Below are 21,913 nucleotides of genomic sequence, written 5' to 3'. Positions count from 1 at the left end.
AGATTGGCGAGAAATTGCTTGCTTGAAAGTTGCTGCGTAATATTGAGCAGCGCCGAATGTTCAGGCATTATTGTGCTTAATTTTGAACATAAGCGGTTAAGTTGATGATACCCGACACAGTGCTTAATAATTCAAACCCTTACCATTTCTGCGACACAACCGCAGGCTGTTTTAGTACAATCTGTAAGGCTTGCAGAAGTTCTTGAATTGTGTAGGGCTTAGCGATAAAGTGTTTGATCCCACTCGCCTCTCTCAATTTATCGTTAGACACAAATCCACTGATTGCGATCGCTTTGAGCCCTGGCTGTATTTTTTGTAGGGTTTGAATTGTTGTTGGTCCATCCATAGATGGCATCATCATATCGATCAGAGTGACAGCAATCTTATCTTTGTGTTGGGCATAAAGCGCAATGGCTTCAATTCCATCATTAGCTACTAGAACCTGATAGTTATAGGCTTCCAGCGCAGCTTTGGTTGTTTCTAAAATTTCTACTTCGTCATCTACGACAAGAATCCATTCTGAATTTCCGTCAAGCAGATTCGAAGGCTCCGCTTGTGGGGCAACGGTTGCTTCTGTGGCTGGTAAAAATACTTTAAACTCAGTTCCTTTACCAACCTTGCTGAATACATCTATGAATCCTCCATGGCTTTTTACAATGCCTCTTACAGTAGAAAGCCCTAGTCCTGTCCCTTTACCAATCTCTTTCGTGGTGAAAAACGGTTCAAAAATTCTGTCTATCACCTCGATTGGCATTCCGGTTCCTGTGTCTTTTACACGGAGTCCAACATATGGACCGACAGATGCATCAAGATTCATACGAGCATAGTGTTCATCTATAAATAGGTTTTCAGCAGAAATAGTGAGTGTACCGCCATTCATCATGGCATCACGAGCATTGACGACCAAATTTACCAGCACCTGATGTAGATGAGTTGCATCTCCAGAAACTGACCAAAGCCCTGGCTTTACATCAGTTAGGACTTGAATAGACTTAGGAAACGTCTTTTCAGCAATCTGTTTTACTTCATAGATCAAAGGCTCTACTTGTATGCTCTCTCGATTGCCTTCTATCCCACGAGTAAATTGGAGCACTTGTTTGACAAGCGCAGCCCCACGTCTAGTATTCGCTTCAACGATTTTGAGCAAGTTCTGGCTCTGCTCGTCAGCATAGGGAAACTTCAACTGCAACAGTTGTGCTGTACTGAGAACGGGGGTCAGAATATTGTTGAGATCATGGGCAATACCGCCTGCAAGGGTACCCAAACTCTCAAGCCGTTGAGTTCGCAGAAATTGGCTTTCAAGCTGTTTCTTTTCAGTGATGTCTGTATTAACCGTCAAGAAAGATTTGGGTTGCCCCTGGGCATCATGCATTAAGGTCCAACGGCTGGCAACAGTGATTTCTTTGCCCTGCTTATTGACTTGATGCAATTCACCTTGCCATGTACCACACTCAATTAAACTTTTTTGAGCAACCTCAAGTTGCTTGAGTGAGTCTGGTCGATACAACAGTTGAGTCGCGTTTTGGTCGACCGCCTCTTCAGCGTTCCATCCGTAGAGATGCTCTGCACCTTTGTTCCAATACTGAATGTTGTTATCCAAATCTCGTACTAGAATGGCATCGGTTGTAATGTTGAGTAGAGCCGCCTGTTCCCGAATTTTGTCTTCTGCCTGCTTGTGCTGAGTTAGGTCAAGGACGAAGCCAACGATCGCCTTTTGAGATTCATCAAGGAAAGCTCCGCCAATCATGACAGGAATGCGGTGTCCATCCTTGTGAAAATATTCTTTCTCAAAGGCATTAAACACTCCAGTATTGGTTAATTCTGTCACTGCGGCTTGATGGAGGTGGATGTATTCTGGAGGCGTCATTGCTTGCCAGTTTAAGTTCCTAGCTTTCAAGTCAGCGCGATCGTATCCAACAATTCGGAGAAAGGCATCATTGGCATCTGTAATCCTGCCATCTGTCATGCTAAAAATAACTCCAATGACATTGGCTTCAATTAGCCGTCGAAATCGAGCTTCACTGCGCTGTAGTGCTCTAAATGCTTGCTCGCGTTCTGCTTCTACCTGCTGGCGCTGTTGAATTTCCTTTTCTAGCCGCTCATTTTGTTCAGTCAATCGCTTGGTCAGGTTTTGTAGTCGAACGTGAGTGTTAACTCGTGCTAAAACTTCCTCATGATTGAGTGGCTTGGTGATGTAATCGACTGCTCCAAGATTTAAGCCTTTGACCTTATCGACGTTATCGCTAACAGCCGTCAGAAAAATGATCGGAATTTCTTGTGTGGCTGGGTTTGCTTTTAGGCGACGGCACGTTTCAAAACCGTCAATTCCAGGCATGAGGATGTCTAGCAAAATCAAATCAGGTGGAGCATACTCTGCTAGAGCGATCGCTCTTTCCCCATCTTCAGCCACCACTACTTTGAAACCAGCAGCCTCTAGTAAGTCGAGCAACACCTCTAAATTCGTGGGCGTATCATCCACGATCAAAATGACATCTTCTTCCACAACGCCTCTGTTCATTAGAAATACCTCTTAAAATTGCTGCAAAAATTCCAAAATTTGCCGTCCCTTAAATTCTTTGGCAAGCTGCCGCAAATGGGTGGCAAAAGGACTCCACTGCTGATTCGACTCCTCTAGTTGTGTCGCTCGTTTGGTAATGGCTCGTAAATCTCCTCGCATGACTAAATCTAGAAAAATAGCAATCTCTTCTGCCGGTGGAATTAGAAAGTTAGGGGAAACTGAGGAAGAACTGGCTTGGCTGTTTTCCTGTTTGTTACTCTCTCCAAAGGGTTCTCCAATTTCACTCTCATTCTCGTAGATCCATTCCAGCTTCAGGTGCTCCTGCAATTTCTGGAGGAGATCGTCTTCTCGAATAGGTTTCGGTAGAAAATCGTTGCAGCCCACCTTGAGGCTCTGTTGCTGATCGAACTCAAAGACGCTAGCCGAGATTGCAATCACCACGATGTCTTTGAGGGCGGGCATTAATCTGAGCCGACGGGTTGCCTCAAAACCGTCTAGATTGGGCATCACCAGGTCAATCAGGACAGCATCGGGCTGAAACGCTTGCGCCTTATCTAGTCCATCTTGACCATCTACGGCATCTAATACGTCAAATCCGATCGGCTCCAGGAAATTGATGAGGACAGAGCGGTTCGTTGCTTTATCGTCTACAACTAAAATTTTCCGCTTGTTGCCTTTGACTCCAGTAATCGTGCGCTGTAAGGCATGAGCCGTAGCTGCCGATGAATCAATGGCTAGCAGATCTAAATCAAACCAAAACGTGCTGCCTACCCCCAAGGTACTCTTGACCTGAAGCGTTCCGCCCATCATCTCAACCAGTTGACCGCTAATCGCTAATCCTAACCCTGTTCCTTCTGGCTTGCGACTATTTTCACCGACCTGTTGAAACGGCTTGAAAATCTCATCAAGCTGATTCGTGGCAATACCAATGCCGGAGTCCTCGACTTGAAAGCGAAGCTTCTGCTCGTGATAGCCGACCTTAAAGGCGATCGTTCCTGTCTCAGTAAATTTGACGGCATTGCCCAGCAGATTCAGCAAGACTTGGCGCAGGCGTTTGTCATCTGCCCGAATCACTTTGGGCAGAGGCGACAGCGGTTGATAAATTAACGAAATCCCTTTTTGTTCAGCTTTGATTTTGCAGATCTCTGTGATGCTTTGCAAGAATTCAGCAAAATTGAACTCTCTCGGATACAGTTCCATCTTGCGGGCTTCAATTTTGGAAAGATCCAGAACATCATTGATCAGCGTCAGCAAGTGTTCCCCGCATTGGTGAATGATCGCAATGCGATGCTTTTGCTGTTCGGATAACGATCGGTCTTTTTGACTAATTTGGGTATAGCCCAGAATGCCATTGAGAGGTGTGCGGAGTTCGTGACTCATGTTTGCTAGAAACTCGCTCTTGGCTCGGTTCGCGGATTGAGCTATTTCTTCTGCTCGTTGACGATCGCGCGCCTCTTGCCGAAGTTGCACGGTTCGCTCTTCGACTTTCGCTTCCAGCGTTTTACTATATTCCTCTAGCTGTTCGTGCGATTGTTTCAAATCAGCATTGGCAGTTGCCAAATCTTGGTAAAGACGGGCATTCTCAATGGAGATTGCCGCCTGAGAGGATAAAAGCTGTAAAACTTCCACTCGTTCTGCGGTAAAAGCACCCGTTGTGAGATTGTTTTCTAGATACAGAATCCCAATCAGCTTTCCTTGATGAACGATCGAGGCACACAAAACAGATTTTGGCTGGTGATCAAGAATACAACTATCCGTTGTGAACATTCCCTCACGGGTGGCATTATTCAGAACCACATTCTCCTGGGTTTGCCGCACATAATTGATGATGGATAGTGGTAGTGGGCTTGTCTCTACAGCAATAGATTGCTGAACGATAATCTCGTTTTGATTAATACGTCCAGCAGCTTCAATGAAGAGTTTCGAGTCTTTTTCTAAAATTAGGATTCCTGTTTCTGCACCTGCATTTTCAAGCAAGATCTGCATCAATTTTGTCAGCAGCTTGCTTAAAACAATCTCACCCGAAAGAGCTTGTGCTGCTTTCATGACAGCGGCTAAGTCCAGGTTGTGATTAGCGTCAGGATAATTTGTCGTTCTTTGGGAAATTGTCGCCTTTGTTCTGCTCTTAGCGGGAGTCCTGGGCAGAAATTGAGGGTATTTTTCTTCTAAATGCTCAACTTTAGCTTGAGCACCCCAAACCTGATAAGCATAATGCGCCTTCTGTAAATAGAGTTGGGCGATCGCATCTCTCCCCCATCCTAAATAACATTTACCTGCCAGTTCATATGCCAGTGCTTCTTCATTCAGATATTCATTTTCTTTAGCTAGCGCAATCGCCCTGTCATACATTTCCATTGCTTCTACTTTTTCATCTAAAACTCGATGCCGCTCTGCTTCTACTAAATAGAATTTGTGCAGATAATTCATGGGAGCATGATGCGCCCATTGCTGCATCTTTTCTTGATTCGCTTTTACTCTGCCAAGAATGTCTTGTTGTTCTGACTGGGGAGCGTCAGAATACACAGCCAGTTTGACTAAAGACTCATAGAAATGAAAGAGAGAAAGATGGGGTGTTGCGACAACTGCATCCAAATAGTTTTCTTCGAGCACAGTATTCTCGATCGCTTCTGAGTAATTTTCAAATAGATAACAAAGTAAAAGTTTATTCAAATAGGTGTAAGCGATCGCCGCTCTGTCGTTTGCTTGCTCATGTAGTGGTAGCCCTCGGCGTTCATCGTAGGCTTCACCTTGGAGACGGCAAGGATTTTCACTTTGCCCCAGCAGATTTAAGGTAGCCTGCCAATAGATTTCGTGATAATTGAGTGCTGTTTTTTGCTTGATTTTATCAATTGCGTCTCTATTAATTGCCATCTCTCCCGCAAGGGCAGTCAATTCTTTGCCGCTGTAATAAGCGAAATAGGAGTTCACTAATAGCCCAAAAGCACCAAATTCTAAATCTCCTGTCTCCATTCCAATAGAATAAGCTGACCTCAAAGGCTCTAACGTTTGTCTCAGATGTTCTTTCCAAGGTCGGATAAAGATATTGACGATGACGATCGTCTTAGCTTTAATTTCTTGAGCGTTTAATGTTGACAACAGATTTAAAGCTAATTGACCAAACTGATAGCCCGAGTCAATATCTCCCACAACTCCGCAAAGTAGAAGACCATAATTGGCATAAGCAGTAGGAGAAACGGGAGCATTACCGTGTTGGACTGATAGGTCGACTTGTTTGCACACCGCCAGCGGCAACAGTGTAGGAGCAGCAATATAGGCGGGAGCAAAGATACTTGCTAAAAGTTTAATGGCTGCTAGTTTGTAGGGATTACTCATTTGAGGCAGATCAACTAAATCCTCAATTCGCCTCTCATTCAAAATCTCCGCAGTTTCGGAAAGTGCCTGTCCAATATCAGATGGAACTGGATTTTCGGGAAAATTCACTCCCAGCAGCTTTAAGGCTTGTAGTGCTGTATTAATTGCTTCTAGCAGTTTGTTCTGCAATACATGAGCTTGAATCTGAATCTCATATACTTTCACTTTTTCCAATAAAGTTTTAGCGCAGTTTTGCACGATGTCAACGAATCGCTGTACTGCTTCAAAATTACTGCTCAAATATGCCGACTCTGCTGCTTCGGTGTGCAGTGCTAATGCGAGTTCGTACTGAAGAGTCCAGCTATCTTCAACTAAAAATTCCATCCCTGTTTGCAAATATTCAACTGCTGCAACATAAGCCATTGCTGCCTTTGCTTTCTGACCCGCTATCAAATTAAGCTGAGCAATTCTGTCTCGTTCTACTTGATCAGCAATTAGCTCAATTCCTAAGTTGAGGTGATCGACAATCTCAAATATCCTTTCTGACAACATCTCTGACGATGTGTTTTGCCAAAGCAAACGACCAATTTGCAGGTGAGTTGCTTGCTTAGAACTATCATCAATCAGCGCATATGCAGCTTGTTGCACTCGATCGTGGAGAAATCTAAACCCTAGGCTTACTAAATGCGTATCAATCAGGTCTTCAAATGCAAACGTTAATTCAGAAGTTGATAATACTAAGCCTTCTTCAATAGCTGGCAATAGGTTTTGATAGGTAACGGCTGACGATCGCTTATCGATGATTGAAAGCGTCTGTAAATCAAACGTGTTACCCATACAAGCAGCTAACTGCAACACCTGTTGAGTCGATTCAGGCAACTTTCGCAACTTCTGAATCATCAATTCAACAACATTATCGGTAATGCCGATTGCCTCAATTTGGGTAATGTCCCACTGCCAACTAGGTTCACCGACCTTTAATGGAACCGAGAACGTCAACAGACTCTCTTGATACAGCGTTTTGAGAAATTGATTGACAAAGAAGGGATTGCCCGACGTTTTGCGGATGACTAATTCAGCTAATGGCTGGACAGAAATTGCATCACGATGCAGCGTGTCAGCAATGAGATGGCTAATATCTGCGAGGGCTAAAGGAGCTAAGGTAATTTCATGAATGACAACAGATGTCGATCGTAGTGAATCGAGTGTCATCATTAAGGGATGACTTGGACTGACTTCATTATCTCGATAAGCTCCAAGCAAGAATAAATAACCTGTTTCTGCATCGGTTAGAATCACCTCTAGCAGCTTCAGTGTGGCAGAATCAACCCATTGCAGATCGTCCAGAAACAGGACTAGAGGGTGCTCTGGTGAGCAGAAAACACGGATAAAGTTTTGAAAAACGAGATTAAGTCGGTTTTGTGCTTCTGTTGGTGCAAGATCCACAGTAGCGGGTTGCTTGCCAACAATCAGTTCCACGTCTGGAACTACATCAATAATGACCTGAGCATTGTTACCCAGAGCGCCTAAAAGCTTGGTTCGCCATTGAGCCAGTTGTGTTTCGCTCTCAGTCAGCAGTTGTTTCACTAAGGACTGAAAGGCACTAATCATTGCAGAGTAAGGAACATTGCGCTGGAATTGGTCAAATTTACCAGAGATGAAGTATCCTCTAGCGCCAACGATCGGTTTGCGAACTTCATTGACTAATGACGATTTTCCAATGCCAGAGTAACCCTTAACGAGCATGGCTTCCGTTTTGCCAGCACTGACGCGATCAAAGGTCTGCATTAACAAGCTCACTTCGCGATCGCGTCCATAGAGCTTTTCTGGAATCAAAAATTGGCTAAATAAATCGAACTCTCCCACCTTAAAACGGGAAATCGTGCCAGAAGATTGCAGCATCTCTAGACACATTTCTAAGTCAGTCTTCAGCCCTAGTGCGCTCTGATAACGGTCTTCTGCCGTCTTAGCCAGTAGCTTCATAACAATGTCAGACACCGCCTCTGGAATATCTGAATTGACCAGATGAGGCGGGACTGGTGCTTTAGCAATGTGACAGTGAATGATCTCCAAAGTATCAGTTGCTTGAAACGGCAATTGCCCAGTCAACATCTCATAGAAGGTAACGCCTAGAGAATAAAAGTCAGTCCGGTAGTCGATCGAGCGGTTCATTCTCCCGGTCTGCTCGGGAGACATATAAGACAGCGTTCCTTCAAGGACGTTAATAGTCGGCGAATTTTCGCTTGGCAGGCGAGTAGAAATCCCAAAATCAATCAGCCTGATTTCACTCATTTTTTCGTTAACGAGGATGTTTTCAGGCTTAATATCTTTATGAAGGATATTTTGTTGGTGAAGCTGCGCCAGAACTGAAGTTAAATGAATGGCAATTTGTAAAAAAATATTTAGCTCGAATCGTCTTACAGCGATCGCTTTCGCCAACGATTCTCCATCAAAGTCAGCCAGGATGAGGGCTAACCCATCTCGGTCGCTTTCTAAGGCTAATGGCTTGACAACTTCTTCGATCTCTAATTCTTGAAGAATTTGATATTCGTGTCTTAACCGAGCCAATTGGTTGATCGTTGGATACTCAGCTTTCAAGGTTTTGATAATGACACTCGTTGGTTCCAGATTGCTGTCAGATACCGTCTTAGCCCGGTAAACGTAGGTGGCGGCTCCTTCATGAAGAACTTCGAGCAGGGTATAGCCAGCGATCGTAATACTCATCTTTTTACAAACGGATACTCTTAAATGTTGAATACTCGACTTTCCCCATGTTAGGTATGGAACGAGTAATTTGATGAGCTTGTGAACGTGATAGAATTGTCTGTCTATTTCCCTAGAATAGATGACAAGTCTTAAAGGCTACAGGGAGACAATAATACTTCACCAACGAACATGACTTGGCACGAGGTCAACATAATTCACACGGGCATTGTCAACTTAACCGTGATTATTCAAAATCAAGCACAATCATTCCTGAATCGTCAGGTTCGCTCAATTTAAGCAGCAGTTTTCAGGCAGGCAATTTCTTGCCAATCTTGAAATCGCTGGCGTAGTTGTGCGCGGTAACTTTTGCACTCAGTTGATGTTGTTTCGGGTGGAAGTAATCTCGAATCGGTCCAAAAGCTGAGAGAAATCGTTGGGCTTGCCCGGGTGATTTGAAGCGTCGCATTCGTCGCTCTCGTGTTCGTGTAGGTTGATGGGTGTTCTCAACTCGATTATTCAGTCCTTTATGCTGCCGATGCGCTACGCGCTTCATCATCTGCTTCTTTGCGGCTTCATCTCTCTTGAGGTTGTCACCGTGAAGTTCTGTAATAGGTCAGCCACAGAATCAGGGTTTCAGATGTTAAGCAATGTTTCATCACGAATATCACTTTTGGTGATTCATGTCCTACAACATCCTTAATCGCGGGAGAAATGTAGCTGAGAGGTACGCGAACGTTGCTTCATCTAACTTAAAGATTGAGTTTCGGGCTACTCAACATTCTGGGTCACCAAAACGTGGAAAGAGCCTTGAAGCTGAACATTTACGGCACTATCTCCACTGCATTGTAAAGCGTTGTGCCACTCAAAATCCGAGGAGATGCTAGACATTCAATTCGATTGCCACTTCACTATCTAAGTTCAGGGAATTAAGGAAGCTAAAATCTGCCTCGCGTTGGATACAGCACATTTATCGGCTCCTGTAGTTTCTATACTATTGAGCCGTCAGAGAAAGCTTCCAAGCTGGCTCAATGAATTGAATTGATATGATTATTGGAGTGTAAATTATGAGTTTAGAAGAGAGAGCAAAAGCGGCTGCTAAAAATATCGAAGGCAAAGCACAAGAAGCGATCGGTAGCATGACGGGTGATCAGCAAGCGCAAGTAGAAGGTAAGGCAAAGCAAGCCGAAGCTGAAATGCGAAATGCTAAGGAAGATATCAAAGACAGTGTTAAGAACATCGTTGATAAAGCCTAAGCAGGTTAATGCATCAATTGGTGCTACTTACACCGTAGGGAATGAGTTGCTTTGCCTACTCCCTCTTGTGTAGGTTGCTTGCGTGACTCAAGGCACTACAGCCTGAGCCATCAACACTTTTCTCAGTTCTAAAAATAAGATGCGACTTCAGGCAGGGGGACGCTCCTTCCGTTTTATGGTTCCTGCTAATTTAGTGCCACAAAGATAATTGTCAAAGGCTTGATGAAAGCTTCCTATAAGTTAATTGGGCACTATCAACTTAACCGAGAAGATTCAAAATTAAGCACGGAAATCTCTCAATCGTCAGTCTCGCTCAAGTTTACGCAGCATCTTTCACACAGGTATTTCTCGCCAATCTTCTAAGGGTTGGCGTAACTGTTCTCGATATCGTTTTGCACTCAGTTCATGTTGCTTGGGATGGAAGTGCCCTCGAAGCGGTCCAAATGCTGATAGAAATCGTTGCGCTTGTCCGGGCGATTTGAATCGCCTCATTCGCCTTTCTCTGACTCTTGTGGACTGATGGGAGTTCTCCGCCCGGTTGTTCAATCCCTTCTGCTGTCGATGTTCCACACTTGGCATCACTCGTCTCTTTGCGGCTTCATAGCTTTTCAGTTTGTCGGTGACAATCACCCGTGGCACGAACCCTTGTTTCTTCAGCAGCTTACGAAAAATCGCTTCGCTGCCTCGGTGTCTCGATGTCGTTGCAGCAAGATATCCAGCACGTTTCCTTCACCGTCCACCGCCCGCCACAGATAGTATTGCTGTTTTTTGATTAGAGTTGTTGGAGAATAACTTGACCTTGAAGCAGAACTCTGACTTTCGTTTCTGAGATTAAGCTGCTTGCAAGTAGAAGTTCCATAGTCCAGCAGCAGTGAGCATCAAATGGTCATCAAAATCCTGAATGTGATTGCGATAAATCACGCTGACCGCAGCATAGCGCTTGATGCCTGCGAAAGCATTCTTACAAAGGACTCGCGACTGGCTCAGGGTGCGATTTTCTTGCTTTTGTTCATCGGTTAACTCACCCCCTTTTGGCTTCTTATGCGGAATGCGAATGTTCGTGTACTCGGATTGCAAGCTTGAAAGCCGAGATCAACTTCGATTGGAATCTCGTCGGGAATGTGAAAGGCAATCTCCTCTTGGGCTTCAAAGCGCTTGTCATGGAGCTTCCCCTCGCGAGCTTTGCTCAATACCAGCACCCGTTTGGTTTGGTCTACGACCGCCAACTGCTTGCGGGTGTGGCGACGCTTTTTCCCGGAGTAGTTCAAGGTCTGCTCTTCCGCATCCTGGGGTCGTTGAATCGGGCGTTCTGTGCCATCAATCATCACGCGCTCCACACCCGGAAACTGTTCGAGGAACGCATCAATGCTGCGTAACTTGCGCTCTGGCAGCACCATCTCATGCCCTAAAGCCGCTTCGAGAACGGGTTGCAATTCGTGCATCCATTCATGCGTCTGCGAACGGTCAAGGTCAAACAAAATGCCTGCTAAATCAAACGTGGGGTAGCATTTGAAGTAGAACAAAATATAAAACAGCTTCGCTTCAATGCTGCTCAGTCTCGCTTTGCGTCCGCCGCCCCTTGCTCGTCTGCGCTGTGGCTTTGCGGCAATTCGGCTTGCCTCGTATGCCTGCTCAAAACTCGGCAGCAGCGCATCAAATGCTTTGCGGTTCAGTCCAGTCAAAGCTCGAAGTAGGCGATCTTGACTCAGCGCTCGCTTAAGGTCTAGCATCAATCTGAATTCATTTTGCTTCTCCTAATTATCCACTATTTCCCAACAGCTCTATTAGTCGCAATACGCTGGATCTGTGGCTCAAACGTGAAGCAAAAACCGGAACTTGTCGAGCTATCACGCACTATCAGCAAGGCAGTCGGCACAAAATCAAGGATTGGAAGCGATTTCGCGAGTTTGTGAAACAGCATGGTGGCAAAACGCAAGCGCAACTCGCAACCTTGTGGGGCGACAACGTGACGCAGCAAAACATAAGCGATGCCTTGGGAAAAATTGGAGTCAGTCGAAAAAAAAGACGTACGGCTACCGAGAACGCGACGACCTAAAACGAGCGGAATTTGTCGAACGATTAAAGACCAAGCGACCCGAGCAAGTGATTTATGTCGATGCCTGCCTCATCGACAATCGAGATGAGTATGCTTACGGCTACTGTGAAATTGGACAACGCTTCTATGCTCAAAAATCTGGCAAGCGTCGAGAACGAGTCGTTGGATTGCCGCACTCAAGCAAAAAATCATGGTTGCGCCCATGACCTTTGCAGGTTCGTGTAACCGAGCCTTGTTCGAGACTTGGGTTCAGACCTGCCTTCTGCCACACTTGCAACCGGGCGATGTGATTGACAATGCCAGTTTTCATCGCTCGCAGTTCATTGAAGAACTGGTCGCTGAAGCAGGTTGTGAGATCTGGTATCTCCCGCCGTACTCACCGGACTTAAATGCGATTGAGAACTGGTCGTTTGTGCTCAAGAACTGGATGCGGCAGCGCTGGGAGGAATTTGACAGCTTTCGAGATTGTGTCGATGCTGCCTTCAAAAACTGTCCTAATGTTCTTACGTAGAGCTATACTTGTGGCGAGCAGTGGATTCAGAAGGAAATGTGCTGGATGTCTTGCTGCAACGGCATCGAAACACGAAAGCAGCAGAGCGATTCTTCCGCAAACTCCTGAAGAAACAAGGGTTTGTACCTCGCGTCATCGTCACCGACAAGCTGAAGAGTTACGAAGCTGCAAAGAAACGAGTGATGCCGAGTGTAGAGCATCGACAGCACAAGAGATTGAATAATCGGGCGGAGAACTCGCATCAACCCACCAGGGTACGAGAACGACGAATGCGGCGATTCAAATCTCCAGGGCAAGCGCAACGATTTCTCTCCACGTTTGAGCCAATCCGAGAACACTTTCATCCAAAACAACATGAACCGAGTGCAAAACGATATCGAGAACAGCTACGCCAACGGTTTGAAGATTGGCGAGAAGTTGCTGGGCTAAATTCTGCTGCGTAATCAGAGGGATCAAGACTGCTCAGGAATTATCGTGCCTAATTTTGAATCTGCTCCGTTAAGTTGATAATGCCGTCCATCCTCATTTTTCTTTCTCTCTATGAAACCACCCTGCTCAGCTTATATCCGATTGGGAGCCGAGTTCAGTGGGACTGTTCTTTAATTTCTTGTAGCAGTGCCTCATCTGAGTAATCATTCTGCCAATCGCCGGATAGTTTGAGTCGAACAGACTGAGCCCCACCACTCGGTGTACAGACCACCCAGTAAGCGCCCTCTTGCCCTTTTACTTGTGCGGCTCCTGAGTGTCCGGTTTCGTCAGAGAGTCCAGTGAATGCTTCAATACAGGACCAGGTGATGCCATCCTGATCGCTAACTGTTCGCTCCATTAAAATTCTCCTTACTTTCGTTTGCTCAGCGCGATCGTGGCACGTTGTTGCGGAGTGAACACCGATCTATGAGCAGAAATAAATCCGCGACCGATTGACGAATTATCGGGTCTTACGGCTCCGCAACCAGCGCAGTCTTCCTTCAATCCGGGCTTGCCGCGATCGATCTGGATGCTGGCGATGCAGAATGATCGTCCACACTAATGCCACCAATGTTCGAGCTTCAATACAGACTGCTAATGCTTCAGGATCGAACGATCGACCGTAGCCATCCAGCGCCATCTCTGCCTTGTCTCGATCTGTGCCAAACACATAGGGGGATGCGACTAGAGAGGCTAAGTCCCACTCGATTGGTCCAATCATCACATCCTCCCAATCTGTCCACAATATGCCGCGTGTCGTTTTGAGAACATTGCCAGAATGCGGATCGCCGTGGATGGGCTGCATCGGAAGCTGTCGCAGTTGTGGTTCTAATCGGTCACTCACTTGCAGTAGCATTTCTGCGTCCGCTAGCGTAAACTCTGATTCAGCGATTAAACGATCGAGGAGTTGCCGCGCTTCCGAAATTAACGCGAGAACAAGCAACTCTCCAGAAAATTCCTTTAGAGCTTCATGGCAGTGGCGAAGAGCTTGGCCTGCTTGGTACGGATCAAAGGGTTCTTCTAAGATTTGTACGAACTCCCAGAAGCTTAAAATTAAATCTAAATGATGATGTGGTCCTGCCTCCAGTGTCGAACTCAGTGGAATAATCGGCGCACCGACGGCGGTGAGATATTTTGCGATCGCGACTTCACGAGTAAACCAAGCATCCCCAGATCGAATCGTGCCAGTGGTTGTCGAAACTCTTGCCACAACCGGGGTCGGCGCAAGATGAATGTGGGCATCAGAACCGTTTCTCTCATCACTTCTAGATCTGTCTTGCCTTCTACGGGGTCAGGGAATTTGAGTGATTCATCAGCTTCGGTCTGCCGATGTTTCTGTCGTCGATGCTTCTCCTGCATCTGGAGATTCAGCCCCGTACGCATGGTTTGAATCAGTGGATTAGCGTCATAATCCTTTTTGTCGCTGACGAACATTCTGTATTTGAATTTAATGTAATTAATGATCGCGGTGTCTTTATTCGCACGAGTGGATGGCGAGGTTGATTCAGAGAAGTCTTCAATGAATTTGTAATAATCAGAGCGAATCTGCTTCAGTCTATTTTGATGGGCTAGCCAAAATTGTCGCCGCTCGTAATCATTCAAATCAGCAATGTCAGCAGGATTGATGACTGGAAACAAGCAGTCTAAACACAATTCGTCAGCCGGAATTTGAGGATTAGCGTATTTCTCCAAAAAACCATATATTCGTAAAATTTCTTTCTCATAAGCCTCATAGGAGTCCATTTGAGAACTTTAAACACTCGAAATGAATCATTTGGATCGGTAAAAAAACGGCGGGCATCTCTCAATTCTTGCTGAGATTTTGGTGAAAGCTCTTCAATCTCTTTTGCATAGGATTTATAAGATCCAGTTCTAGAAGTCAGCTTTGTTTTGCCACCTTGGAGTTGCTGAATCGGTCCACAACGCTCAGCAATTAAAATTGATTTTTCTGGATGAGGATAAATGTCTAATTGCTGAGCATAATTTTCAAATTGTCCAAAGTGCGAGCGATAATTTCTATAGCTAGGCTTAGGAGTTCTGAGTGCAGCAATTCCTGTCTCTAATGCAGAGCGCGCTCTCAGAATGGCTGTGATCGGAAGCTGTTTCATAAAGTTGATCGCTGCCGCTTTTTCTTCTGTAGTCATCTTGCCGCTGGGATCAACGCGTTGGAAGCCGAGCTGAGGAAGAATAAGACGACAGAGAACCGACGATAACTGATAAATTTTGACCTGAGCGCTCTCGGCTGAAAGTGTCTGGTAGAGCCTCTCTTCGTAGCGTTGAACCAGGTCAAAGAATTTAGGGTAGGAGTGGCTAGCCATAAGTTTTCAGTTGATTTGTACTAATAGTATAAATCAACCAATTGATTTTAGAAGGCAATATCCTTCCACAACGAGCTTGTTTTTCTAATAAAATCCCTTAAATTCACTTCCCTAGGACATTACAGCGATTTTCTTCAATAAAACTGCACTAAATATTTTCAGTAAAGCTGACAAAACAATCACTAAAAACGACTCAAATGCCCGTGTGACCTGGTTTAGTGCATCTTAATTTTGGTTCTGAGGCGCAGCTATATTGGTGCTCAATCGTATATTTTACGACTCTAAAATATTGTCGATTAGATTTATCTTTGCTCTCCGATTAAAGTTTCAGAACTTGTTAAGAAAATTCCTATATTTGCAATTTAATTTGAATGATTATCAATATGAGCTAAATATCGAGACATAAGCTTATGTCAAATTCTTATTTTCTTATTGAGAGTGAATCTAGTCTTATCAAGAGAATATATTTCGTGTTCAAATAACATTGTGAGTAAAGTAAAAAATGCTAATCGTCACAGTTTTAGCTCTCCAGAATTATTAGATACAAGAAAAAACAATACAGAGGCTCGATGTTTTTCTTGAATTCTTGCAATTAGAAAATGCTTCGTGTAATGTAACTGTTAACATACACTTGTACTATTTATGATTCAAGACAATTCTGCTGCTGCCAACTACTTGGTTGATCGAGACGAACTATTACGAATTCGTAGTCTCAGACTTCTCACCAGTGGTCGCGATTACGTCTTTTTTGCCTTGCAAGTGGACTATCAAGGTAAGCTGAATCCTGAGATCGATGTGGCTGCTTTCTGTGCGCCCGAAGGGATCAGCTATGCTGCACGTTGGGAGTTGGATGAAGGGGATTTATACAAAGCGTTAGGCGATTTGCGGAAGAAGGGCATTGTTGTGTCGATTTCTAGCTGACTGAATCTTCAACTCTCCTAAAGAGACTCAAAACGCTCTGCGTCTCGACTTTCTGCCGACTGCGGCAACTGATTAAAAGAGCCGCTGTTCTTGATGCAACAACTAATAAGCCCTAGACAATTGCCTAGGGCTTCTTCTAATAAATGCCAGCGTGAATAGAGGAGCTAGCGGTTTTGAATATGCTTCTATCATGAACGAATCCGTTCTCTAGGACTAGGGTTAACTTACCCAATCTGTTCCTACTTTCACTTAGGTAGCAGCGAGCGGTTGCTCAGGAAACATGCTAGGCTGCGATCTCTAAAATGTCTGAGCGGTGTCCGGCATCTGATTAAGGTCCCGTTCAGGATCACCCAGCTCACGAACCGTTGCCGCAAACTCTAGAAGAATGCCATCTGGGTCAAAAAAGTAGAAGGAAGAGATGAAGGTACTCTCATCCGCTTCTGGAACGTAACCGGAAGGCACATCCGCGTGATGCAGAACCGGTGTTGCTTGAATGCCTTTAGCAATGAGCCGACCTCGGTACTCATCTAGTTTTTCAGATTGAACCCGGAAAGCAACATGATTCATTGAACCGTGAGCAGTTCTGATGTCACCCGTTTGCAGTGCAGCTGGATTAACAGATGCGATACCGGGTGCACTTTCAGGAGCTTGGGGAAACCAGAAGAAGGCGAGTGCATCCCCATTTCCAATGTCAAAGAAGAAGTGTTGTCCTCCTTCAGGAATCTGGATTGTTTTAATTAGACGTAGACCTAAAGTATTGCAGTAGAAATCGATCGTGCGGGTCATATCTTTGCAGACGAGAGCAAGATGATTAATCCCTTGGAGCTGAAATTCTTTCATCGATGACACCTATTGATTAGGTCTAGGAATTCTTCACAAACTAGTTTGATGATGACTTGACAATTGTTATCGTGTCATTATCCTACACCCAGCGATTGCATTCAGCGGCTACCAATGCTTCTAGCCATACACTGGATATCCAAACAGTCCGCTAGAGTCGGATCTGTTGGGTGTCGTTATGATAAGTCTTGTTGCACTAAAACATGTTCGGCAGTTCAACAAAGTCTCGACCGTCTTGTGTCAGTCGAGATGCGCTTACAATCGAGGGATGACTCCACTCAAAATCCGACATCGTGTCACTCACCCGTTCAGATCTCGAATCTAACCGCTTACAACAGACTATCCTCAAGGCTGGAACCGGCATTGTCTTGAGTGAAGCCCAGTTACAGGAGTCACTCCGCCAAACCCTGTTGCATCATCCATCCAACTCTGATGTTTGGGTGTTTGCTTACGGTTCACTCATCTGGAACCCGATCATCAAAGTTGCAGAACAGCGCATCGGTAAAATCTACGGCTGGCATCGCCGGTTTTGCCTCTGGGTGCCTCAAGGGCGCGGAACGCCAGACAATCGAGGATTAGTCTTAGGGCTAGACCGGGGAGGCAGTTGTCGCGGGATTGCCTATCGCATTGATGCGGTGGATGTGTCCTCAGAACTCCCTTTGCTATGGCGACGGGAAATGGTCGTTGGGTCTTATCTGCCTCGTTGGGTGAGAGTGTTTGATGGAATGCAATCCTTGCCTGCGATTACCTTTGTGATTAACCGTCAGCATCGTGCGTACGCGGGGAACATTTCTTTGGAAACAACGATTCACAGTATTGCGACTGCGTCTGGCGAGTTGGGTTCTTGTGCGGAGTATTTGATGCAAACCGTCGATGGATTAATGAAAGCTGGCATCCGAGATGAGCCATTACTTTTGCTGGCTCAGCAAGTGTTAGCTCGGCAGCGGTTGTAATCCCGCTACATCAGGTTTTCAGTGTTGCAGTGGAGCCATAACTGAGTTGGAATGACAGGGTCAATTGCTTCATTCGTTGCCAACGCCACTCCTGTCTAATGCAAGGCAGAACTTGTGATGCTTTGGTAATGCTGGAACTTCTGCTGTGTGCGGCAGCTCACCAGAACTCAAAAATATAGCTTTAACGATCGTGGTCAGTGGTTGCTAAAGACTTTGCAACACCACAATCGGCTCCAGGCAATCCGCTGCACTAGGGTTGTTAGACTGTGCGATCGTTGCGACATACCTATCTCTGTCGTCAATAATCAGGGTTGCAGAATTGGTGTCACTTGCCCTGTAATCATTTGCCATTTCCCGTCCCGTTTGATGTAAACGTGCAAGTCCCTAACCTGTTTCTGTCCTCGTTCCTTCATGTTTAACACCATACGGAAATTGACTACTGCTACTGTATCGGAATACCAATGCACCTGAACTTCATCTGTTGTGTACGACTCAACCGCAGCGTGCCTGACATTTTCCAGTTCCATCTGTTTATTTGCGACTCGACCATCTGGAAAGACAGCTAAGAAGTCATCTGGTAGATCACGATCAACCACTGCTACATCACGCCGTAGAAAAGCATCAAGAAAGGCGGTATCTAATTCAAGAATAATGCGCTCCTCGACTGCTCTGTCAGTTGTCACTTGTTTACTCCTTTTTGAAAGCCACTTCATTATCGTGCTCTAATCCGCTCTACCTCTGTCATCAGAAAAGATTCTGTGGTCGAGACGAACGAAATAATCTAACCGTGAATCTCTCACAGCACTTAAACTCATCGTTTCATTAAAAATCTCATCAATACTCAATGGTGAATACTAACAGATAATTTTGAAGTGCCACCCTACCGATACCTCAGCAGTCTAACGACCAAGCTCACCGGACGTAGACAACCTCTCGAACAACCAACCAGGCTCATCGTTCCTGCAGCGACTTGTTAGGTGACGACTTTACGCTACCAATTCATCACAAGCGGCAACTGAGGTCGGAAATCTACCTGTTTCCCCTGCACTTCTCCATCAAACCCAAGCTCTAGACAGTACTCTGCTCCTCCTCGTAGCTTTATCTGCTTTGTATTAACCACTGCTTGAAGTTCGGGTGACAAACTATTTGCAGCAGGACTCACCAACTCTACACGAGTAATTTCGCGTAAACCAATACCATGATTTAGAGGTTGTGACTTCTCAACAGGATATCGATCTGGACGTTGACCAAATGGAGTCTGGAACAGCCATGGCTCAGTCAACACATCACTATTCTTTCCCACCTCAATACTCATTGTTTTAGGCAAATAAGGTGGGCGATATGCCCAACTGGAAAATGCAACTGTGTCACCAGAACCTATGACCGGACGCAGACAGATCCCAAATGGACATGCACCATCGTTCCGATGCGTCCATCGCTCCCAAAGACGAGTGGGACGGATTAGCTCAGACCTTGCCTCTTCTGGATCATGAATCCACAACAACTCCAACATTGCGTTATGAAAAAAGAAACGGCGATTAGTTGTGCCCTGCCCAGGATGCGTATTAGAGGTTCCCTCCACCAAACCAAATGATACTAGGCGCTCAGCTTCGTAAGCACCAACGTCAGTCCAGATAAAGAGATGATCGAATTCAAATGCCATAATTTCAGAGCCATCTGAGGATGGGCTTACTCAACGTCTTAAGTTTAATGAATCCAACAGACACGTTCCAAGCACCGCCAACACCAATAACTCAAGCCGCATAACGACTCGCTTCACCCGCCGCAGAACCCTTTCGGACTCAACCAATCCCCTTTAAACGGTCGGTGTGCAAGCGGATTGTTAGGCGTTGCAGTTATTACCAGAGTCGAGTTCTAAGGTCATCAAGTACTCATCGTAGAATTGTCCATCTCGTGAAAAGGTCTCCTGTTCAGTACCGTAGATGCGGAAGCCGAACGACTGATAAAGGCGGATTGCTCCTTCTTGCTGGGTTACGACAGTTAGATTAACTCTCCTGATACCTGGAGTATTTGCTGCCCAACTCAATGCGTGGTGGATGAGCGCTCTTCCACAACCATGACAACGAAACGAGGGCAGGACATACAGACCCGCAAGATAAGCACGGTGCTTCTCGTTGGGTGCTGAATAGCGAGAAATCCGGATGATGCCGATAAGTTGTTCGCCTTGAAACGCTCCTAAGAAGCAACGCTCATCGCTTACTACAAGTCTCGCAGCAGTCTCGGAGATACTTGGCTCAGTTTCAGGGAGTGAGCCGAAAGCAGGTGGTAGTTCATGAAGCGCCTGCAAGCGCACTGAATGGTACGCTTCAGCGTCAGCAGGAGTAAGCAGACGCACACTAAATAAATCGATGTCGTGTGAGGACTTGATTATGGCTTTCGTCCACAGAAGAAGTGTATCAACGCCTAACTATTTATTAGACTGACTCTCTCCGCCTAATCACCCATATCTGGACGTTAGACCGAACGTGGTCGGCATAACACCCTTCTGGAGCGATTTAGACTGCTGAGAGTCGGGCTAACACCCTAAACTGGGGAATTAGATCGACTTTTTCTGCCTAATGCCGAGATTTGAAACATTAGATCGACTCACATTCCGCATATTACCCCTCGACAGGGGCATTAGACCGAAAATTTCCGTATTTCTTCTCAGCGAAAGTCTGTACTATTCTGCCTAAGATCTCGTTCAACCAGATTGAAGATTGGGGTTGAACGGAATGACCTCACCACCCAAAAAGCTGTGAGATCAAGTGCGTGATGCGATTCGAGTACGGCACTATTCGTATCGGACTGAAGAAGCGTATGTGCAATGGATTCGCCGCTTCATCCTGTTTCACAACAAACAGCATCCGAAGGACATGGGGGCGGCTGAGGTCGAAGCCCGCTTGATCCGTAGCGATCGCCTGCGGGGTCCGCAGAAGTTCAACAGCAGCAAAAATGGCTCAATTTGCCTTCCTGGTTGGAATTGAGCCATTTTAAGTTGGACTGAATTGAAGATTTGGACTGAACGAGAAAATGCGGGTTTTAGCCTCGTTGTAGTATGTTCGTCAGTCCAAAATATAGTCCAGAGTTGTAACATAGCCGTATTATATTGCGAATTTGATCCCCATTTATCGAACTCGCACACTCAGTTTCTGAAGGTTCCTATTATAACTGGATGGGATTAAATACCTTAATATTGAGGCTTGCAATCGGAAAAACTCAAGCTTTCGCTGTCGAGGAAGCCTGCAAGTGCCATTTCTAGTACTGCTTCTACGGGGTACTCAATTTCTGCGGCACGTCTTTCAAACGATTGCTTAATTTTGTCGGGCAATGGCGCAGTGGGTTGCATAGTTAGTCCCTTGCGGGTATACAGACATTAAATGGCGGTTTACTGAGATTAATGATAATTCGCTCTAACTCTGATGTAACGCTCGCCACTGCATGAAGTCGAGGGTATGCGTCGCGATCGCTACCTCTCGATGGTCATAATCCTTCAGCCACGACCAAGTCATCGACTTATGCCCACCCTTTCTTCAACGCTCCCCAAATTTTGTCTCTAGTTCTAGGAGTGGAATTTGTTTGTACCTCCAGAGACGCTGTAAGGTACTCACCCTGATACCATTGTCACTGTCAATGGCATTCACTTGCCGCAAGGCTTGGTACAAACTGAGGCACAGCGCCTGATCGTACTCCCCACTGGCATGACGTAGGGCTAAATCAGATGCAGCCAATCCTGCCTTAAAACTTCTGACGTTCTTAATGACGATTGCCAGTCTTGCAATCTCGTGATCACCCGAGAACGAAACTGCATTCATAATCTGATTCAACATTTCACCTGAAATGCTGGGGATGCCTTGACCTTCCGGACGTTGGTCAGCTTCAGTCACCGAGTTGATGGTTTATAGGGAAGCTACAATCTTAGCCTCAACCCTATCGCTATATATCAACTGGTTGCGGGTTTTGTTTGAAAGCTGATGTGAAATCTTGAACAACGAGGACAGATCGAGCTTTCAAAGGAAAAGCACGATCGTTTTTGGTCGTTTCTTTGCTGCTTTTG

At 45.6% G+C, this 21,913-nt stretch carries 17 protein-coding genes and 5 pseudogenes; 6 read left to right on the top strand and 16 right to left on the bottom strand.

Translation table 11 applies throughout. The annotated features are described in order from the left end of the window. Window positions 1–139: 139 nt before the first annotated feature. From NC981_RS24715 to NC981_RS24705, 3 genes and pseudogenes are all read right to left on the bottom strand, one after another. Complete coding sequence (locus tag NC981_RS24715) at window positions 140–2,518, bottom strand: response regulator (RefSeq protein ID WP_348245460.1); 2,379 nt, start codon at window positions 2,516–2,518, stop codon at window positions 140–142. A gap of 12 nt (window positions 2,519–2,530) precedes the next feature. Continuing rightward, entirely contained in the window at window positions 2,531–8,554 is a 6,024-nt protein-coding gene (locus NC981_RS24710; RefSeq protein WP_348245459.1) for an AAA family ATPase, read from the bottom strand. Between the two features lie 275 nt (window positions 8,555–8,829). Beyond that, window positions 8,830–9,107 (bottom strand): annotated as a pseudogene (locus NC981_RS24705) (DDE-type integrase/transposase/recombinase); the annotation flags it as partial. Between the two features lie 493 nt (window positions 9,108–9,600). On the opposite strand from NC981_RS24705, the gene NC981_RS24700 reads away from it, so the two are divergent. Continuing rightward, window positions 9,601–9,789, top strand: coding sequence for a CsbD family protein (locus NC981_RS24700; protein WP_190377318.1), 189 nt, complete (start codon window positions 9,601–9,603; stop codon window positions 9,787–9,789). A 333-nt stretch (window positions 9,790–10,122) separates the two neighbouring features. Here NC981_RS24700 and NC981_RS24695 read toward each other — a convergent pair. The 3 genes and pseudogenes from NC981_RS24695 to NC981_RS24685 all read right to left on the bottom strand — a co-directional run. Continuing rightward, window positions 10,123–10,553: pseudogene (locus NC981_RS24695) on the bottom strand (DDE-type integrase/transposase/recombinase); the annotation flags it as partial. 67 nt (window positions 10,554–10,620) lie between these two features. Further along, complete coding sequence (locus NC981_RS24690) at window positions 10,621–10,866, bottom strand: transposase family protein (protein ID WP_348245458.1); 246 nt, start codon at window positions 10,864–10,866, stop codon at window positions 10,621–10,623. Further along, window positions 10,806–11,519, bottom strand: a complete 714-nt coding sequence (locus NC981_RS24685; protein WP_348245457.1) for a transposase family protein — start codon at window positions 11,517–11,519, stop codon at window positions 10,806–10,808. Before NC981_RS24685 ends, NC981_RS24690 begins: the two co-directional genes overlap by 61 nt. 50 nt (window positions 11,520–11,569) lie before the next feature. Between NC981_RS24685 and NC981_RS24680 the strand changes: the two are divergent. Next, window positions 11,570–12,356, top strand: a pseudogene (locus tag NC981_RS24680) (IS630 family transposase); the annotation flags it as partial. Beyond that, window positions 12,356–12,799, top strand: a pseudogene (locus NC981_RS24675) (DDE-type integrase/transposase/recombinase); the annotation flags it as partial. The pseudogenes NC981_RS24680 and NC981_RS24675, both read left to right, overlap by 1 nt. Before the next feature lie 140 nt (window positions 12,800–12,939). Here the strand turns inward: NC981_RS24675 and NC981_RS24670 are convergent. The 4 genes from NC981_RS24670 to NC981_RS24655 form a co-directional block, all read right to left on the bottom strand. After that, complete coding sequence (locus NC981_RS24670) at window positions 12,940–13,182, bottom strand: hypothetical protein (RefSeq protein WP_348245456.1); 243 nt, start codon at window positions 13,180–13,182, stop codon at window positions 12,940–12,942. 102 nt (window positions 13,183–13,284) lie between these two features. Then, entirely contained in the window at window positions 13,285–14,034 is a 750-nt protein-coding gene (locus NC981_RS24665) for an aminoglycoside phosphotransferase family protein (protein WP_348245455.1), read from the bottom strand. After that, entirely contained in the window at window positions 13,920–14,462 is a 543-nt protein-coding gene (locus tag NC981_RS24660) for a hypothetical protein (protein ID WP_348245454.1), read from the bottom strand. The genes NC981_RS24665 and NC981_RS24660 overlap by 115 nt, the downstream gene beginning before the upstream one ends. Window positions 14,463–14,467: 5 nt before the next feature. Then, window positions 14,468–15,142: a hypothetical protein gene (locus NC981_RS24655; RefSeq protein WP_348245453.1), complete on the bottom strand. Its 675-nt coding sequence runs from the start codon at window positions 15,140–15,142 to the stop codon at window positions 14,468–14,470. Between the two features lie 642 nt (window positions 15,143–15,784). On the opposite strand from NC981_RS24655, the gene NC981_RS24650 reads away from it, so the two are divergent. Next, entirely contained in the window at window positions 15,785–16,063 is a 279-nt protein-coding gene (locus NC981_RS24650; RefSeq protein ID WP_348245452.1) for a hypothetical protein, read from the top strand. A gap of 297 nt (window positions 16,064–16,360) precedes the next feature. Here the strand turns inward: NC981_RS24650 and NC981_RS24645 are convergent, their stop codons facing one another. Then, entirely contained in the window at window positions 16,361–16,903 is a 543-nt protein-coding gene (locus NC981_RS24645; protein WP_348245451.1) for a VOC family protein, read from the bottom strand. A 293-nt stretch (window positions 16,904–17,196) separates the two neighbouring features. Between NC981_RS24645 and NC981_RS24640 the strand changes: the two genes are divergently transcribed. Further along, window positions 17,197–17,856, top strand: coding sequence for a gamma-glutamylcyclotransferase (locus NC981_RS24640; RefSeq protein WP_348245450.1), 660 nt, complete (start codon window positions 17,197–17,199; stop codon window positions 17,854–17,856). Between the two features lie 305 nt (window positions 17,857–18,161). Here the strand turns inward: NC981_RS24640 and NC981_RS24635 are convergent, their stop codons facing one another. The 3 genes from NC981_RS24635 to NC981_RS24625 form a co-directional block, all read right to left on the bottom strand. Beyond that, complete coding sequence (locus NC981_RS24635; protein ID WP_190375047.1) at window positions 18,162–18,539, bottom strand: nuclear transport factor 2 family protein; 378 nt, start codon at window positions 18,537–18,539, stop codon at window positions 18,162–18,164. 308 nt (window positions 18,540–18,847) lie between these two features. Further along, complete coding sequence (locus tag NC981_RS24630; RefSeq protein WP_348245449.1) at window positions 18,848–19,519, bottom strand: hypothetical protein; 672 nt, start codon at window positions 19,517–19,519, stop codon at window positions 18,848–18,850. A 180-nt stretch (window positions 19,520–19,699) separates the two neighbouring features. Beyond that, complete coding sequence (locus NC981_RS24625; RefSeq protein ID WP_348245448.1) at window positions 19,700–20,212, bottom strand: GNAT family N-acetyltransferase; 513 nt, start codon at window positions 20,210–20,212, stop codon at window positions 19,700–19,702. A gap of 412 nt (window positions 20,213–20,624) precedes the next feature. Here NC981_RS24625 and NC981_RS24620 point away from each other — a divergent pair. Further along, window positions 20,625–20,762 (top strand): annotated as a pseudogene (locus NC981_RS24620) (phage integrase N-terminal SAM-like domain-containing protein); the annotation flags it as partial. 284 nt (window positions 20,763–21,046) lie between these two features. On the opposite strand, the gene NC981_RS24615 reads toward NC981_RS24620, so the two are convergent. Beyond that, window positions 21,047–21,205, bottom strand: a complete 159-nt coding sequence (locus NC981_RS24615) for a hypothetical protein (RefSeq protein ID WP_242026508.1) — start codon at window positions 21,203–21,205, stop codon at window positions 21,047–21,049. Between the two features lie 184 nt (window positions 21,206–21,389). Next, the gene (locus NC981_RS24610) at window positions 21,390–21,743 is read right to left on the bottom strand and encodes a hypothetical protein (protein ID WP_348245447.1); all 354 of its coding nucleotides are present in this window, start codon (window positions 21,741–21,743) and stop codon (window positions 21,390–21,392) included. Between the last annotated feature and the right edge of the window lie 170 nt (window positions 21,744–21,913).

This window comes from Leptolyngbya sp. DQ-M1 (assembly GCF_039962505.1).
Lineage (GTDB): Bacteria > Cyanobacteriota > Cyanobacteriia > Leptolyngbyales > Leptolyngbyaceae > Leptolyngbya.
Note: the sequence above shows the minus strand (reverse complement) of the source record. Positions and strands in the feature narration are given on the sequence as shown.